The following is a 15526-nucleotide window of genomic DNA, read 5'->3' on the forward strand; positions in this document are numbered from 1 at the left end:
TTCAGGCGATCACGAACAGCTGTTCGAAGTTGGATACCGAGAGGATCTTGCGCACGTCGGGGCTGCAGTTGAGCAGGCGAATGTCCGCTTCGTCGCCCCCGGCATGGTCACGCAGCAGCAGCAGCATGCCCAGCGCCGAACTGTCCATGTAGGTCGCGCCCTGTAGGTTCACCACGTAGCGCTGCGGATGGACGTCCTGACGCTGATAAGCATCGCGGAAGGCCTGATGCGCATTGAAGTCGAAGCGTCCACTGATGGAAATGGTCAGCTCCTGGCCATCCGCCGAAGGCTGCGAAGTGATGGTCATGTGGCACTCCTGATCCGGTACGTCGTGAAGCTCGCTTGCGAGCGGTTGCCGCTAAGGCGAAATGAAACAGCCGTGTACCGGCTGAAAACGACGAACCGCCATCAGGACCTCGCCTGGCAAGGCCGCAGGCCCGACCGGGGTCGCCGCGCTGAAACACCGCCAAGATTTAACATTCACGCCGCGGTACGGCAAGCGTGAATCCGGCCGGTTCGGGTCAATGCTCACGCCCTCTTCCGGCCAGCCGCTGGGCAAACTCGTCGAGCAACTTCTGCTCACGCTTGTCGGCAGCGATACGGGCCTCACGCTGATAGCTCTCGACCAGCTTGCTCAGCCCCTCGACACGCGCATGGCGCTGCTGCCACTGCTCACGCAGTTTGCGCAGATTGTCGCGGTACCAGTTGACGCTACGCTGTTGCTGAGCGATGGCCGACTCGAGCTGGGACAGAAAGCGCTGGTAGTTCATCAGCCACTGGCCGGAAACGCCCTGGCTGCCCTGCTGCATCCATTGCTCCTGGTAGTCCCTGAAGTATTGCTCCAGCTCTCCCAACTTGGCTTCGGCCTGATTCAGTTGCGTCTGGCCCTGCCCGAGCAGGCGCGCGGCATCCTGCTCGGCCTTCTCGGCCATCTCGATCACCGGCGCCAGGCGTGCCGCTCGGCTGGCCGCCATCGATTAGCCGCCTTGCCGCGCGGCGAAGACCGCTGCGAGATGCGCCGAGCTGCGCGCCAGATCCTCGCTTTCGTCGAGTCCCTGGCGCAGGTAGCTGACCATCTCGGCCTGCCGCGCGATAGCCATATCCGTTTCCGGATCGCCACCCGGCACATAGGCGCCGACACTGATCAGGTCGCGACTCTGCTGATAACGAGACCAGAGCTGCTTGAAGCGCTGCGAGGCGCGAACGTGCTCGGCGCCCACCACCTGTGGCATTACACGGCTGATGGAAGCCTCGATGTCGATAGCCGGATAGTGGCCTTCCTCGGCCAGGCGGCGCGACAACACGATGTGCCCATCGAGCACACCGCGAGCAGCATCAGCGATCGGATCCTGTTGGTCATCGCCTTCGGACAGCACCGTGTAGAACGCCGTGATCGAGCCGCCACCCTGCTCGGCATTGCCGGCGCGCTCAACCAGGCTGGGCAGCTTGGCGAACACCGATGGTGGGTAGCCCTTGGTAGCCGGTGGCTCGCCGATGGCCAGGGCGATCTCGCGCTGGGCCTGGGCATAGCGGGTCAGCGAATCCATCAGCAGCAGTACGTTCTTGCCCTTGTCGCGGAAATACTCGGCGATACGCGTGCAGTACTGCGCGGCACGCAGGCGCATCAGCGGCGCTTCGTCGGCCGGCGACGCGACCACTACCGAACGTTTGATGCTCTCTTCACCGAGGATATTCTCGATGAACTCCTTGACCTCGCGACCGCGTTCGCCGATCAGCCCGACCACGATGATGTCGGCTTCGGTGAAGCGGGTCATCATGCCCAGCAATACCGACTTGCCGACACCGGTACCGGCGAACAGACCGAGACGCTGGCCGCGCCCCACCGTGAGCAGCCCGTTGATACTGCGGATGCCGACATCCAGCGGCTCGCTGATCGGGTGACGCTTGAGCGGATTGATCACCGGGCCGTCCATCGGTACCCAGTCCTCGGCTTTCATGCCGCCCTTGCCGTCCAGGGCACGCCCTGCTCCGTCCAGCACCCGGCCGAGCATGGACATGCCCATGGGCAGACGTCCGGTGTTGACCAGAGGCACTACACGCGCGCCAGGGGCGATGCCTGCCAGGCTGCCGACCGGCATCAGATACAGCTTGCCACTGGAAAAACCCATCACCTCGGCCTCGACCTCGGTGGGGTGATAGCTGTCGTCGTTGATCACCAGGCAGCGGCTGCCGACCGCCGCACGCAGCCCCTCGGCCTCGAGGGTCAGGCCGACCATGCGCAGCAGGCGGCCCTCAAGCAGCGGTTGGCTGGGCAGCTTGATCGCCGCTTCATAGGTTTCGAAACGTTTGGCGAAACTGACCCGCTCAAGGCGCATCGGACACGTCCAGATCGACATTCAGGTCGGCAGCCGGCGGATGGGTGGCGTTCTCCCGCTGCTGCTCGAACAGTTGCTTGATGGCCTGGGTCAGACGCGTTTCGATGCTGGCATCGATGCGGCTGTGCTCGGTTTCGATGTGGCAGCCGCCCGGCAACAGGCTGCTGTCCTCGAGAATCCGCCAGCTCTCCTCATGGCGTTCGCGCAACGCCTTGATCAGTTCGAAGTCCTGCGGGTTGACATGGATACGCACGTTACTGGCACCCATGGGCAGCAACTTCAGCGCCTCGCGCAGCACCTGACGAATCTGGCTGGAATCGATCAGCAGATCACGCTGGATCACTTCACGGGCCATGTGGCTGACCAAGGTCGCCATGGCGTGCTCGAGATTGCGATCCTGATCGGCGATCGGATCGAGCAAGTGCGTCATCAACCGCTCAAGGCTTTCCAGGCGTGGCGCCAAAGCGGCTTCGGCTTCCTGACGAGCCTTGAGCTGGCCCGCGTGGAAACCATCCTTTTCACCGGTGGCAAAGCCTTCGTTATAAGCCTGCTGGCGAATCGCCTCGAGTTCGTCGAGCGTCAGCGGTTTGACTTCCTCGACCGGCACATCCTCACTGTGCGCCAACTCTTCGACTGGCTCGTCGACGTTCGGCTCCGCAGGCGGTTCCTCTTCGCCCTGCGGGTCGAAGCTGGGCAATGACCAGCGATCGAACAGACTGACGTCTTTTGCGCGAATGAGGTCGCTGGGGTTGTCCTTCGCCATCTATGCAGTGTTGTCCTGTTAGATCATCTCTTCGCCGCCCTTGGAGCCGAGAACGATTTCCCCGGCTTCGGCCATGCGACGAGCAATGGTGAGAATTTCCTTCTGGGCGTTTTCCACGTCGCTGACGCGCACCGGCCCCTTGGCTTCGAGATCGTCGCGCAGCAGTTCACCAGCGCGCTTGGACATGTTCTTGAAGACCTTTTCCTTGATGCCGTCGTCGGCGCCCTTGAGCGCCATCACCAGCACGTCGGAGGATACCTCACGCAGCAGCACCTGGATGCCACGGTCGTCGACGTCGGCCAGGTTGTCGAAGACGAACATCAGGTCCTCGATCTGGCTGGACAGGTCCTCGTCCACATCGCGAATCGCATCCATCAGCTGGCCTTCGATGGAGCTGTCCAGGTAGTTCATGATATCGGCCGCACGCTTCACGCCGCCCAGGCTGGCGCGACTGGTGTTGGTGTTGCCGGAGAACTGCTTCTCCAGGATCAGGTTCAGCTCTTTCAATGCCGCGGGCTGAACGGTATTGAGCGACGACACGCGCAGGACGATGTCCAGCCGCACCTTGTGATCGAAGTGCGAGAGCACCTCGCCGGCCTGGTCCGGGTCGAGATAGGCCACCACAATGGCCTGGATCTGCGGATGCTCGTAGCGGATCACATCGGCCACGGCGCGCGGCTCCATCCACTTCAGGCTGTCCAGACCACTGGTATTGCCGCCCAGAAGGATGCGGTCGATCAGCCCGCCGGCCTTGTCCTCGCCCAACGCCTGAGTGAGCATCTTGCGGATATAGCCATCGGAGCCGACGCCGAGACTGGTCTGGTCGCCGACGATTTCGACGAACTCGCTCATCACCTGTTCGATCTGCGCCTTCTGCACGTTGCGCATCTGCGCCATGGCCGTACCGACGCGCTGCACTTCTTTCGGACCGAGGTGGCGCAGCACCTGGGCCGCGTCGGTCTCACCCAGCGAGAGCAGAAGGATGGCGGCCTTGTCGACCTTGTTGAGCTTGGCTTGAACTCGATTGTCATTCATCGGCGTTGATCCACTCTTTCACCACCTGGGCTACCCGTCCCGGGTCATCGGCCACAAGGTTCTTGATCGCGTTCAGCTGGGCTTCATATCCCTCGCTGGGGCTCGGCAGCAGAATGTTCTGCGGGCCGCTCAGGCTGACCCGGTCGCTGGCCAGGCCGGAATCCAGTCCATCATCGTCACCCAGTTCGCCCGGACCGCTGGCGACCTGCAGCTCCTTGCCAGCCGAGGGGTTGGTCAGGCTCTTGAGCACCGGGCGCAGTACGCCGAACACCAACACCAGGATGAACAGCACGCCGAGCACCTGCTTGACCACATCCCAGAACCAGGGCTGCGAGTAGAACGGTATCTCTTCGAAGGTCTCTCCGGCGCTGTCGGCGACGAACGCGGTGTTGATCACGCTGACGCTGTCGCCGCGGCTGGCATCGAAGCCCACCGCGTCCTGCACCAGACGGGTGAAGCGCGCCAGATCATCGGCGTTCCAGGGCACGCGAACCATCTCGCCGGCCGCATTGAGCGTCATCTGGTCATCGACCACGACGGCAACCGACAGCCGACGCAGGCGGCCCTGCTGCTGCTTGGTGTAGCTGATGGAGCGATCGAGCTCGTAGTTGCGGGTGGCCTGCTCGCGTTTGTCGGCCGGGAACGGCGCCAGCATCGGCTGTCCGGTTACCGGATCCATGATCTGTTGGCCATTGGCGTCGAGCAGCGGCTGGCCAGGGGCGACGGCACCAGCGGCGGCAGCGGCCTGGTTGGCCTGCTCCGGTGCTGTCGCCGGACCCGGTGGCTGGTTGCTCAGGGCACCGGGTACGCCCTGTGGCGGCAGGCTGCTCTGGCGTTGTTCGTTGACGCTTTGCTCGCTGCGCAGCGCCGGCTGGTCCGGATTGAAGGTTTCCGATGTGGACTCGACCGCACTGAAATCCACGTCCGCCGAAACCTCGGCCTTGTAGCGACCGCTACCGAGCACCGGCTGCAGAATGTTGTGCACGCGCTGGGTATAGAGACTCTCCATGCGGCGGCTATAGTCGAACTGCTTGCCCGCCATGGTCAGCTCGGACAGCTCCTGCTGGTCGGACAGCAGGTTGCCCTTCTGATCCACCACAGTGATCTGCGACTTGCTGAGCTCCGGCACGCTGGTGGCGACCAGGTTGATGATTGCCATCACCTGGCTCGGCTCCAGTGCACGCCCCGGATAGAGTTCCACCAGTACCGAGGCGCTGGGCTTGCGCTCGTCGCGCACGAATACCGAGCTCTTCGGGATGGCCAGGTGCACGCGGGCACCCTTGACATTGTTCAGGCTGGAAATGGTGCGCCCCAGTTCGCCCTCGAGGCCGCGCCGGTAGCGGGTCGCCTCCATGAACTGGCTGGTACCCAGCCCCTGGTCCTTGTCGAGGATTTCGAAGCCGATGTTGCTATCGGCCGGAGCGATGCCGGCGCCTGCAAGTTTCAGGCGCGCGCGCGCCAGGTCATTGGCCTTGACCAGCAACGCGCCGGAATTGGGTTCGACGGTATAGGCGATGTCCGCCGCGGCAAGCGTCTCCATCACCTGATTCGCGTCCATCCCGGCCAGACTGCCGAGCAATGGGCGGTAATCGGGCTGCTGCGACCAGAGCACCACGGCAAAACCGATGGCCACGCTGGCCGCCAGTCCGACCAACAGGCCGACCTGCCGCAGCATGGACATTTCCGAGAGATTCTCCAGGAACGACAGTCCCAGCAAGGGCTTCTTGCCAGCTTCGGGGGTTGCTGGTACCGGAACGTTGCTCACCGCTTCAGCCATGATTCAATCCGCCTCACACCGGCATCTGCATGATGTCTTGGTAGGCCTGAACCAGTTTGTTACGCACCTGGGTCATGGCCTGAAAGGAAACGCTGGCCTTTTGCGAGGCGATCATCACTTCGGTCAGGTCGACGCCGCCCTGCCCCATCTCGAAGGCTGACGCGAGCTGGCTCGAAGCCTGCTGGGTTTCGTGTACCTTGTTCACCGCCTGGCCGAGCATGTCGGAAAAGCTCGGCGCGCCGACCTCCTGGGTCTGCACCTCCGGCTTGGTACGCGCCATGGCATCGGTCTGCATGGCTCGCATTTCCAGCATCAAGCGATTGAATTGGACACCCTGACTCATCTAATCCTCCAACAGCCGCGGTTTTTTTGACGCATCGCGGCGAGCACTGACTAGATAGCAACAAGGGTGCCAGAACCCCATGCGCCATTCCGCGTGGCGATGGGTTGCATGGACACGGGCGACGACTGTTACGTCCAATGCACCCGTGGCTGTACCGGGACGCCCACCAGTACTGCCCAATAGGCTAGCGATGAGCCGGATGGCAGCGTCCCTTTGCAATCTCGATAAATAGAAGAGCAAGAATGAATGAAACCAGCCGCATCGCCCTGCGCCCTCTGAGCGACAGCTCGCCCTCCACCGTCGTTGCCGGCTTCGTCGCCATGCTCACCGGCTATACCAGCTCGCTGGTGCTGATGTTCCAGGCAGGCCAGGCGGCCGGGCTGAGCGAGGCGCAGATCTCGTCATGGATCTGGGCACTGTCGATCGGCATGGCCATCTGCAGCATCGGCCTGTCGCTGCGCTATCGAACGCCAGTGGTGGTCGCCTGGTCGACGCCGGGCGCGGCGCTGCTGATTACCAGCCTGCCTGGGGTTCCCTATGCCGAAGCCATTGGCGCGTTCATTTTCGCCTCGGTGCTGATCGCATTGAGCGGCCTGACTGGCAGCTTCGATCGCCTGATGCGTCGAGTGCCGGCTTCCCTGGCCGCCGCTCTGCTGGCTGGGGTGCTGTTCAATATCGGCAGCGAAATATTCCGCGCGGTTGGCGTTCAACCGGTGCTAGTGCTCGGGATGTTCTTCACTTACCTGCTGGCCAAGCGGATGCAGCCGCGCTTCGCCGTACTGGCCGCCCTGGTAGTCGGCTGCCTAATCGCCGGCGTCTCTGGCCTGCTGGATTTCCAGCGCTTCAGCCTGCAGGTAGCCGTGCCGGTGTGGACCACGCCGGCGTTTTCCTTCGCCGCCATCTTCAGCATCGGCATTCCGCTGTTCGTCATCGCCATGGCCTCGCAGAACATGCCGGGGCTGGCCCTGCTGCGCGCCGAAGGCTATCAGGTGCCGGCCTCCCCGCTGATCTCCACGACCGGCATCGCCTCGGTATTACTGGCCCCGTTCGGCTCCCATGGCATCCACCTGGCAGCAATCACCATGGCCATCTGTGCCGGCCCCGAAGCACATCCCGATTCACAAAAACGCTACACCGCCGCGGCCTGGTGCGGCGTGTTCTACGGCATTGCCGGCATCTTCGGCGCGACGCTGGCGGCATTGTTCGCGGCGTTTCCGGCGGCGCTGGTGTTGTCCATCGCGGCGCTTGCCCTGCTCGGCTCGATCGGCTCAGGGCTGACCCAGGCGATGCAGCAGCCCGACGAGCGGGAGGCGGCGCTGATCACCTTTATGGTCACGGCTTCGGGACTGACGCTGTTTGGCATCGGAGCTGCGTTGTGGGGGTTGATTGCAGGGGTAATCGCCCTGCTGATTCTACGCCGCCGCAGCTGAGCGGCGCAGAATAAAGGGTGCCCGGCGAGACACCGGGCGCGCCCTCAGATCGCCGTCGCCCCGCCATCCACCGCCAACGCGTGGCCGGTGGTGAACGCGGCGCCGTCACTGCATAGGTAGAGCACGGCCGCGGCGATTTCGTCGACCTTGCCGATGCGCCCGACCGGATGCATGGCGGCCGCGAACTCGGCCTTGCGCGGGTCCGCCTCGTAGGCGCGGCGGAACATGTCGGTATCGATCACCGCTGGGCAGACGGCGTTCACGCGAATCTGCTTCTTGGCGTACTCGATCGCCGCCGACTTGGTCAGGCCAATCACCGCATGCTTGGACGCGGCGTAGATGCTCATCTTCGGCGCAGCGCCGAGCCCGGCGACCGATGCGGTATTGACGATCGCGCCGCCGCCTTGGGCCAGCATCACCGGCAACTGATGCTTCATGCATAGCCAGACGCCCTTGACGTTGACGCCCATGATCGCGTCGAACTCAGCCTCGCTGCCCTCGGCCAGACGGCCCTGCTCGATCTCGATGCCGGCGTTGTTGAACGCGTAATCGAGCCGGCCGAACTGCGTCAGCGTCTGCTCGATCAGCGCCTTGACCTGCTCGTCGCGGGTCACATCACAACGAACGGCGATCGCCTCGCCACCGGCAGCGCGGATGGTTTCGGCACCGTCGCGGATGCCCGCTTCGTCGATGTCCGCCAGCACCACCTTGAGGCCCTGCTGGGCGAAAGCCAGTGCCGTGGCGCGACCGATACCGGCCGCCGCGCCCGTCACCAGGGCGACCTGACCGGAGAATGTCATGCTCATGATTGTTCTTCCCGAAGATTTCGACTCGCCTCGTGACTGTGAAATGACCACTGAAGGCGTCCCGGTCAGACTTATACCCTCATGCGCTCGCGTATTTCATCGCCGCCGCGGTCATATCACCGAACTGGATGCCAGTGCATTCCAGCGCTCCGACGTTCCTTGCAGCTGTGCGCCGGGCGAGCTACACCAAACCTTTCGCATACACGAGGCAAACGTTCATGACCCTGCTAAACCAGCAATTTCTGCTCGCCCAGCGACCCGTCGGCGCACCGACCCGGGATACCTTCGAGTTCGTCGAGAAACCGGTGGGCGAACCCGGGCCGAATCAGATTCTGGTCAAGGTCGAGTACCTCTCCATCGACCCGGCCATGCGTGGCTGGATGAACGACGCCAAGTCCTACATTCCGCCGGTGGGCATCGGCGAAGTGATGCGCGCGCTGGGCGTCGGCAAGGTGATCGCCTCGCAGCATCCCGATTACAAGGAAGGTGATTACGTCAACGGGGCCCTGGGCGTGCAGGCGTACTACCTTGGCGAGCCGAAGGGCTTCTACAAGGTCGATCCGCAACAGGCACCACTGCCGCGCTATCTCTCGGCGTTGGGCATGACCGGCATGACCGCCTACTTCGCGCTGCTCTCGGTCGGCCAGCCCAAAGCCGGCGAGACCGTGGTGATCTCCGGGGCTGCGGGCGCGGTCGGCAGCATTGCCGGGCAGATCGCGAAGATCAAAGGCTGCCGCGTGGTCGGCATCGCCGGCGGTGCGGATAAGTGCCGCTTCCTCACGGAAAAGCTCGGCTTCGATGGCGCCATCGATTACAAGAACGAAGACCTGGCGGCGGGCTTGAAGCGCGAATGCCCGAAAGGAGTGGACGTGTATTTCGACAACGTCGGCGGCGACATCCTCAACACGGTGCTGCAACGCATCAGCGTCGGCGCACGGGTGGTGATCTGCGGCGCCATCAGCCAGTACAACAACAAGGAGGCGGTCAAGGGCCCGTCCAACTACCTGTCGCTGCTGGTCAATCGCGCACGGATGGAAGGCATGGTGGTGACCGATTATGTGTCGCGCTACCCGGAAGCGATGCGCGATATGGCCGAGTGGCTCGCCAGCGGCCAACTGAAGAGCAAGGAAGACGTGATCGAGGGTCTGCAGACTTTCCCGGAAACGCTGATGAAGCTGTTCACCGGCGGCAACTTCGGCAAGCTTGTACTCAAGGTCAGCTAAGCATAGACCCCGGAGGTTAAAAAGGCTGAGCCTGCATGGGTCTCAGCCTTTTTCGTGTGCGCTTAACTCAGCTCAGCGACCACATTGGCCAGCGCGCTCGCCGGGTCCGCGGCCTGGCTGATCGGGCGACCGATCACCAGATAATCGGAGCCCGCCGCCATGGCCTGAGCCGGAGTCAGGATGCGGCGCTGATCGTCCTGGGCACTGCCGGCCGGCCGAATGCCCGGGGTGACCAGTTGCAGCTCCGGGAACTGCGCTTTCAGCGGCACAGCCTCCTGCGCCGAACAGACCAAGCCATCCAGGCCTGCCTGCGAGGCCAGACCGGCCAGACGCAGCACCTGCTCCTGCGGGGCGATATCCAGGCCGATGCCGGCGAGATCGGCCTGTTCCATGCTGGTCAGCACCGTGACGCCGATCAGCAGCGGCGCGGGCTCGGCCATGCCAGCCAGGGTTTCGCGACAGGCTGCCATCATCCGCAGGCCACCGGAACAATGCACGTTGACCATCCATACGCCGAGCTCGGCGGCCGCTTTTACCGCCATGGCCGTGGTGTTGGGGATGTCGTGAAACTTGAGATCGAGGAACACTTCGAAACCCATCGCCTGCAACGCCTCGACGATCGCAGGCCCGCAACGGGTGAACAGCTCCTTGCCGACCTTGACTCGGCACAGTCGCGGGTCGAGCTGCCTGGCCAGTGCCAATGCGGCATCGCGGGATGGGAAATCGAGCGCTACGATAATCGGAGTCTGGCAGGTCATGACACGTCCTCGGAAAAGTCGGCGCGCATTGTGGCAGAAAACACATTGCGCGACGAAAGCCAAGCCTTACGGTCCAAGTAGATGCCGGCTTTCAGGTCTCGGCGCTCCGACGTAAAGTGCAGGCCAATTGCCTACAAGTTATCGAACACCCACCTGGAGAGAACTCATGCCCTGGTATTTCTGGCTGATTCTGGTCGTCGCACTAGGCTCGATCGTCGGCAGTCTGTTGATGCTGCGTTCCACTGCCCGGAAAATTCCGCTGACCGACGAGCAGAAAAAGCGTATTGCCCAGCGCAATGCCGAAGCCGATGCGCAGGAGTCGCGCGATCGCTGACCGATGCTGAACGCAGCTGCCGGTTGGCTACCGGCTGACGTTTGCAGATGCCCGCCGCCCTCAATAGTGGCACTATGCCCACTTGCCGCGATCATGCAGTTCTGGCAGGACTCCCCTCATGCAATCCTCCCTCTCCGTTGACGGCCCGACCAAACCGAAGGCCAAGGCGATCTTTGCCCGGCGCATTCTCCCCGGCATGGTCGCGCTATTGGTGGCAGCGATCGTCGCAGCGGCCTATGCCGTTATCCATATCGCCCGCGAAATCGACCAGGATGCCCTGCAGCAGAGTCGTTTCCTGTCTGGCAAGGCGCTACAGGCACAGCACGACTGGATGAACCGCTCCATCGTCGACTACGCCTTCTGGGGCGACGCCTACGTACACCTGAGCAAGCAGGTCGATGTTGATTGGGCCTATGCCCAGGCCAATCTCGGCCCCTCGCTGTACAAAGACTTCGGCTACGACGCAGTGCTGGTGATCACCCCGGCGGGCACTACCTCGTATGCAGTCATCCGGGGCAAGCTGCAGCCGGTAGATGCTTTCCAGTATCTGCAACACGGCTTGCCCGAACTGCTGGCACGGGCCCGCGAGGCCGCCGAAGACGACGCAGGCGCCTCGACCCTGCTCTGGGCTGAAGGGCAGCCTGCTCTGGTTGCCGCTGCCTCGCTGACCACTGGCGGCACGAATATCGAAGAACACGAAGGGCCGCCATCCATTCTGGTCTTCGTCGATCTGCTCGACGCCGCACGACTGGAGGCAATCGGCGAGCAGTACGCCGTGCACAAACTGCAGCTGCTTGCCGATCCATCGGCCCAGGCCGGACCGATCATCAGCCAGGCGCTGGAGGATGGAACGCCCGTTCACTTCACCTGGACGGCGGCAAAGCCGGGGCGCCTGCTGCTTCTGGTCACCCTGCCCGTTCTCACCGCCGTGGCGCTCGGTCTTGGGCTGCTCGCCTGGCTGCTGGTACGCCATGCGCTGCGTGTCGTGCACCTGCTCGACGTCAGCTATGCACGGCTCGCCTCCAGCCGCAGTGCGCTGGCCGAGAGCGAGGAGCGCTTCCGCGATGTGGCCGAAGCGGCCTCCGACTGGATCTGGGAAACCGACGAACAGGCCCGCCTGACCTTTCTCTCAAACCGATTCCAGCAGATCACCGGCTATCAACCGAAGCAGTGGCTGGGCCGACCCCTGCTGGAGCTGCTGATCACCGACAGCGCCGCGCTGCAGAGCTGGCTCGAGGCGCCCCACAGCGCACCGCTGCGCAGCAGCTACCGCGCCGCCGATGGCTGCGAGCGCTATTGCCGGCTGGCTGCACGGACCATCCGGCACGATGGCAAGCTGCTCGGCTACCGCGGGACCGCCAGCGACGTCACCGAGGAGACCCGGGCACAGGCGCGGGTTCAATACCTGTCGCAGCATGATGCGTTGACCGGGCTGCCCAACCGCAGCCGCCTGCGCGACTACCTCGAGCAGAACCTCGCCTCGCTGCGCAGCGGCTCGACCCTGACGCTGCTGTATATCGACCTCGACCGCTTCAAACCGGTGAACGACACCCTTGGCCATGCCGCCGGCGACGAGGTGCTGATCGGCGTCGCGTCACGTCTGCGCGAGCGCACCCGCGACGGCGACTTGGTGGCGCGCCTGGGCGGCGACGAGTTCGTCGTCGTGCTCCATCGCATGGGCGAGGACGACGATATCGATCGGCTGTGCAACCGCATCATCGATGCGCTGAGCGCTCCATTCACCTACGAGGATCAGCAAATCAGCATCGGCGCCAGCATTGGCGTGGCTCTGGCACCGAGCGACGCCAGCCAGGCCAACGAACTGTTGCGCTGTGCCGACATCGCTCTCTACCAGGCCAAGGACGCCGGCAGAGGCACATGGCGCGCCTACGGCCAAGAGATGGATCAGCGCCTGCACGAACGGCTGCGCCGCGAAGAGGAACTGCGCGTAGCGATCGCCGAACAGCAGCTTGAGGTGCATTATCAGCCGCGCTACCAGAGCCACGATCTGCACATCATCGGCGCCGAGGCACTGGTGCGCTGGGAACACCCACAGCGCGGCATGCTGCTGCCCGAGCAGTTCATCCCGCTAGCCGAGGAAACCGGGTTGATCATCCAACTCGGGCGCTGGGTGCTGCGCCAGGCCTGCCAGCAGGCGGCGCGCTGGCCGGGCAACACGGTGGTATCGGTCAATCTCTCACCGCTGCAGCTGCATGATGATCGTCTGCTGGAGGAAATCACCCAGGCTCTGGCGGACAATGGTCTTGCCGGCGACCGACTAGAACTGGAAGTGACCGAAAGCGCACTGCTGCGCGAAACCCAGAATACCCTAGAGCTGCTCAAGCGCATCAAGACGCTGGGTGTTCGCCTCGCGGTGGACGACTTCGGCACCGGCTATTCGTCGCTGACCACCTTGCGGCACTACCCCTTCGACGTGATCAAGATCGACAACAGCTTCGTCGCCGGCATCGGCCAGTCTATCGAAGATCACTCCATTGTCCGCGCCCTGATCGAGCTGGGCCGTGGCCTGCAGATGCGGGTGACGGCCGAGGGCGTGGAAACCGAAGAACAGCTGCGCCTGCTGACCGACGACGGCTGCACCGAGGTGCAAGGCTTCCACATGAGTCATCCATTGCCCGCCGAAGAGCTGCACAGGATGCTGTACACAGCGGAGCGCCAGCGCTAGTCGCGGCGCCCGGACAGCTTCAGCGCTTGAGTTCGAACTGGATTTCAGCACCTTCGATCAGCGATTCGTCTTCGGCTTCGCCCGATATCAGGCGGCCGCCGATCTGCATCGATCGCGACGGCTCCCCCTTATCGAAAAGCGGTGGCAAAAGGCGGATGGATTCGCTGCTAGGCGCCGGTTTCAGCTCTTCGGCCAGTTCTTCCGGCAAGCGCAGATCAAGCACCGGCTCGACAAGCTCGACCTCGGCCGGCTTCTCCGGCTGCTTTGGCGGCGCAGGGCGCGATCGCGCGGCAGGCTGAGCTTCAGGCTCAGGAATGTCGATCTGTACAGGCGGCGGCTCAGCTTCCGCCGCCTGATTCACAGGCGCCACCTCGATCTCCAGATCAGGTGGCGCCTCTGTCGCGTCAACGGGCTCCGATATCGACTGCTGCGGCGTTTGCGCTGCTCGTTCGGCTTCCCGAGCCTGCTCCTCGCGCTCGCATCCACTCAGCAAGGCCAACAACAGCAACAAAAACAGCGGCCTCGACATCGGCATCATTCCTCGCAGCGAAGGACTCAGGAGCGCCTATTGTGCGTCCCGGCACAGCTCCGACGCCAGTTGCCCGAGCGTACGCAAGGCGCGTTCGGTCTCGTGGTTCCAGGGCAAACCGCAGTTGAGCCGTATGCAGTGGTTGAACTGCTCGGTGTTGCTGAAGATCAGCCCCGGCGCAATGCTGATGCCCTGCGCCAGCGCCCGCACGTGCAGCTCCTGGGTATTGACCCGCACCGGCAGACTGACCCAGAGGATGAAGTTGCCCTTGGGCCGCGTCATCTGCGTGCCTTCCGGGAAATAGCGCTGCACCGCCAGCTGGAAGGCGCTGAGGTTCTTGCGATACTCCTGGCGGATCGCCCGCAGGTGCCGGTCATAGCCGCCATTCTCCAGGTACGCCGCCACGGCCATCTGCGTCACGCTGCAGGCGGAGTGTGTACTGAACGTCTGCAGGCGCTCGATCTCCGGTTGATGGCGACCAGCGATGACCCAACCGATACGCACGCCCGGCGACAGCGTCTTGGAAAAGCTCGAGCAGTAGATGACCCGCCCCTCCCGGTCATTGGACTTGAGCGCCTTGTACTGGTCCTGCTCGAACATCAACTCGCCGTAGATATCGTCCTCGACGATCTGGATGTCGAACCGTGCTGCCAGGCTCAGCAGCTGTTTCTGTCGATGGTCGGGCATGCTCACGCCCAGCGGATTGCTCAGCCGCGCCGTGAGCACCAACGCCTTGATCGGCCATTGCCCGGCTGCAAGCTGCAGCGCCTCGAGGCTCATGCCGGTATCCGGGTCGCTGGGAATCTCGATGACCTTGAGCCCCAGCAGATCCGCCAGTTGCAGCAGACCGTAATAGCTCGGCGACTCGGCGGCAATCAGATCCCCTGGCCGCGTCAGCACCCGCAGCGACATCTGCAGCGCATCGACGCAACCATGAGTGATGACGATCTCGCCGGGATCGACCACCACACCGGCGTCGCGCATACGGATCGCCACCTGACGGCGCAACGGCTCATAGCCAGGACTGAACATGTAGCTGAACGCCCGCGGGCTCTGGAAGCGCGTGACCTTGGCCAGCTGCTGGTGCAGCGCCCTGACCGGCAGGTAATCCACATGCGGCACGGCGGCGCCCAGCGGAATCAGCCCTTCACGGCGGGACTCGCTGAGTACCTGGTTGATGATGCTGCTGCGCGTGACCAGCGTGGGCCGCTCGACCCGCGCGATATCGGGTGTCGGCGCGGTGAGCACCGGGGTCTGGTGGACATAAAAGCCGGACTGCGGGCGCGCCCTGATCATGCCCTGATCTTCGAGATTGGCGTAGGCCTGGAGCACGGTCGCATGGCTGACGCTCAGCTGCCGGCTCATCTTGCGTACCGAAGGCACACGTTCGCCGGGTCGATACACCCCGCGCCGGATATCCTCGGCGAGCTGCTGGGCAATGCGCTGATAGAGCAACAGATTGGTCATCTCACCGGTCTCCCGCCAACTGAACCGTAACAGTAGCTC

General features: G+C 63.6%; 15 protein-coding genes. 4 read left to right on the top strand and 11 right to left on the bottom strand.

All coding sequences use genetic code 11. From position 1 onward, the window contains the following. Nucleotide 1 precedes the first annotated feature (1 nt). The 7 genes from NAO55_RS03825 to fliE all read right to left on the bottom strand — a co-directional run bounded on the left by NAO55_RS03825 (nt 2) and on the right by fliE (nt 6254). A complete protein-coding gene (locus NAO55_RS03825; protein ID WP_102840194.1) occupies nt 2-307 on the bottom strand; it encodes an STAS domain-containing protein in 306 nt (101 codons plus the stop codon). A gap of 214 nt (nt 308-521) precedes the next feature. Then, nucleotides 522-974, bottom strand: a complete 453-nt coding sequence (gene fliJ / locus NAO55_RS03830) for a flagellar export protein FliJ (protein ID WP_063539856.1) — start codon at nt 972-974, stop codon at nt 522-524. Between the two features lie 3 nt (nt 975-977). Next, nucleotides 978-2336 carry a flagellar protein export ATPase FliI gene (gene fliI / locus NAO55_RS03835; RefSeq protein WP_102840193.1) on the bottom strand — a complete coding sequence of 453 codons (1359 nt, stop codon included), beginning with the start codon at nt 2334-2336 and terminating at the stop codon, nt 978-980. Next, complete coding sequence (gene fliH, locus NAO55_RS03840) at nt 2326-3099, bottom strand: flagellar assembly protein FliH (protein WP_102840192.1); 774 nt, start codon at nt 3097-3099, stop codon at nt 2326-2328. Before fliH ends, fliI begins: the two co-directional genes overlap by 11 nt. 18 nt (nt 3100-3117) lie before the next feature. Then, the gene (fliG, locus tag NAO55_RS03845; protein WP_063539859.1) at nt 3118-4134 is read right to left on the bottom strand and encodes a flagellar motor switch protein FliG; all 1017 of its coding nucleotides are present in this window, start codon (nt 4132-4134) and stop codon (nt 3118-3120) included. Next, a complete protein-coding gene (gene fliF, locus NAO55_RS03850) occupies nt 4127-5911 on the bottom strand; it encodes a flagellar basal-body MS-ring/collar protein FliF (RefSeq protein WP_063539860.1) in 1785 nt (594 codons plus the stop codon). Before fliF ends, fliG begins: the two co-directional genes overlap by 8 nt. A gap of 13 nt (nt 5912-5924) precedes the next feature. Beyond that, on the bottom strand, nt 5925-6254 hold the full coding sequence (fliE, locus tag NAO55_RS03855) for a flagellar hook-basal body complex protein FliE (RefSeq protein ID WP_063539861.1): 330 nt from the start codon (nt 6252-6254) through the stop codon (nt 5925-5927). Between the two features lie 242 nt (nt 6255-6496). Here fliE and NAO55_RS03860 point away from each other — a divergent pair, with 242 nt between their 5' ends. Beyond that, nucleotides 6497-7684, top strand: coding sequence for a benzoate/H(+) symporter BenE family transporter (locus NAO55_RS03860; RefSeq protein WP_102840191.1), 1188 nt, complete (start codon nt 6497-6499; stop codon nt 7682-7684). 44 nt (nt 7685-7728) lie between these two features. Here NAO55_RS03860 and NAO55_RS03865 read toward each other — a convergent pair whose 3' ends face one another. Continuing rightward, nucleotides 7729-8490 carry an SDR family oxidoreductase gene (locus NAO55_RS03865; RefSeq protein WP_102840190.1) on the bottom strand — a complete coding sequence of 254 codons (762 nt, stop codon included), beginning with the start codon at nt 8488-8490 and terminating at the stop codon, nt 7729-7731. Nucleotides 8491-8708: 218 nt separating this feature from the next. Here NAO55_RS03865 and NAO55_RS03870 point away from each other — a divergent pair, with 218 nt between their 5' ends. Continuing rightward, the gene (locus NAO55_RS03870; RefSeq protein WP_102840189.1) at nt 8709-9713 is read left to right on the top strand and encodes an NADP-dependent oxidoreductase; all 1005 of its coding nucleotides are present in this window, start codon (nt 8709-8711) and stop codon (nt 9711-9713) included. Between the two features lie 62 nt (nt 9714-9775). On the opposite strand, the gene pyrF is transcribed toward NAO55_RS03870, so the two are convergent. Further along, nucleotides 9776-10471, bottom strand: coding sequence for an orotidine-5'-phosphate decarboxylase (gene pyrF, locus NAO55_RS03875; protein WP_102840188.1), 696 nt, complete (start codon nt 10469-10471; stop codon nt 9776-9778). A 166-nt stretch (nt 10472-10637) separates the two neighbouring features. Between pyrF and NAO55_RS03880 the strand changes: the two genes are divergently transcribed. Together NAO55_RS03880 and NAO55_RS03885 are read left to right on the top strand one after the other, a co-directional pair. Then, entirely contained in the window at nt 10638-10805 is a 168-nt protein-coding gene (locus NAO55_RS03880) for a DUF2897 family protein (protein WP_011913707.1), read from the top strand. A gap of 118 nt (nt 10806-10923) precedes the next feature. Next, on the top strand, nt 10924-13491 hold the full coding sequence (locus NAO55_RS03885) for a bifunctional diguanylate cyclase/phosphodiesterase (RefSeq protein ID WP_102840187.1): 2568 nt from the start codon (nt 10924-10926) through the stop codon (nt 13489-13491). A 19-nt stretch (nt 13492-13510) separates the two neighbouring features. Here NAO55_RS03885 and NAO55_RS03890 read toward each other — a convergent pair whose 3' ends face one another. Continuing rightward, nucleotides 13511-14020, bottom strand: a complete 510-nt coding sequence (locus NAO55_RS03890) for a hypothetical protein (protein ID WP_102840186.1) — start codon at nt 14018-14020, stop codon at nt 13511-13513. 36 nt (nt 14021-14056) lie between these two features. Next, nucleotides 14057-15487 (bottom strand): aminotransferase-like domain-containing protein, encoded by a 1431-nt coding sequence (locus NAO55_RS03895; protein ID WP_102840185.1) that lies wholly within the window; start codon nt 15485-15487, stop codon nt 14057-14059. Nucleotides 15488-15526: the final 39 nt, after the last annotated feature.

Origin of the sequence: Stutzerimonas frequens (assembly GCF_024448335.1) — a bacterium.
GTDB lineage: Bacteria > Pseudomonadota > Gammaproteobacteria > Pseudomonadales > Pseudomonadaceae > Stutzerimonas > Stutzerimonas frequens.

What these genes read in the sequence shown, in the direction of transcription:
- NAO55_RS03825 (WP_102840194.1), bottom strand. Translation starts at nt 307, where the DNA reads ATGACCATCACTTCGCAGCCTTCGGCGGATGGCCAGGAGCTGACCATT.
- fliJ (WP_063539856.1), bottom strand. Translation starts at nt 974, where the DNA reads ATGGCGGCCAGCCGAGCGGCACGCCTGGCGCCGGTGATCGAGATGGCC.
- fliI (WP_102840193.1), bottom strand. Translation starts at nt 2,336, where the DNA reads ATGCGCCTTGAGCGGGTCAGTTTCGCCAAACGTTTCGAAACCTATGAA.
- fliH (WP_102840192.1), bottom strand. Translation starts at nt 3,099, where the DNA reads ATGGCGAAGGACAACCCCAGCGACCTCATTCGCGCAAAAGACGTCAGT.
- fliG (WP_063539859.1), bottom strand. Translation starts at nt 4,134, where the DNA reads ATGAATGACAATCGAGTTCAAGCCAAGCTCAACAAGGTCGACAAGGCC.
- fliF (WP_063539860.1), bottom strand. Translation starts at nt 5,911, where the DNA reads ATGGCTGAAGCGGTGAGCAACGTTCCGGTACCAGCAACCCCCGAAGCT.
- fliE (WP_063539861.1), bottom strand. Translation starts at nt 6,254, where the DNA reads ATGAGTCAGGGTGTCCAATTCAATCGCTTGATGCTGGAAATGCGAGCC.
- NAO55_RS03860 (WP_102840191.1), top strand. Translation starts at nt 6,497, where the DNA reads ATGAATGAAACCAGCCGCATCGCCCTGCGCCCTCTGAGCGACAGCTCG.
- NAO55_RS03865 (WP_102840190.1), bottom strand. Translation starts at nt 8,490, where the DNA reads ATGAGCATGACATTCTCCGGTCAGGTCGCCCTGGTGACGGGCGCGGCG.
- NAO55_RS03870 (WP_102840189.1), top strand. Translation starts at nt 8,709, where the DNA reads ATGACCCTGCTAAACCAGCAATTTCTGCTCGCCCAGCGACCCGTCGGC.
- pyrF (WP_102840188.1), bottom strand. Translation starts at nt 10,471, where the DNA reads ATGACCTGCCAGACTCCGATTATCGTAGCGCTCGATTTCCCATCCCGC.
- NAO55_RS03880 (WP_011913707.1), top strand. Translation starts at nt 10,638, where the DNA reads ATGCCCTGGTATTTCTGGCTGATTCTGGTCGTCGCACTAGGCTCGATC.
- NAO55_RS03885 (WP_102840187.1), top strand. Translation starts at nt 10,924, where the DNA reads ATGCAATCCTCCCTCTCCGTTGACGGCCCGACCAAACCGAAGGCCAAG.
- NAO55_RS03890 (WP_102840186.1), bottom strand. Translation starts at nt 14,020, where the DNA reads ATGTCGAGGCCGCTGTTTTTGTTGCTGTTGTTGGCCTTGCTGAGTGGA.
- NAO55_RS03895 (WP_102840185.1), bottom strand. Translation starts at nt 15,487, where the DNA reads ATGACCAATCTGTTGCTCTATCAGCGCATTGCCCAGCAGCTCGCCGAG.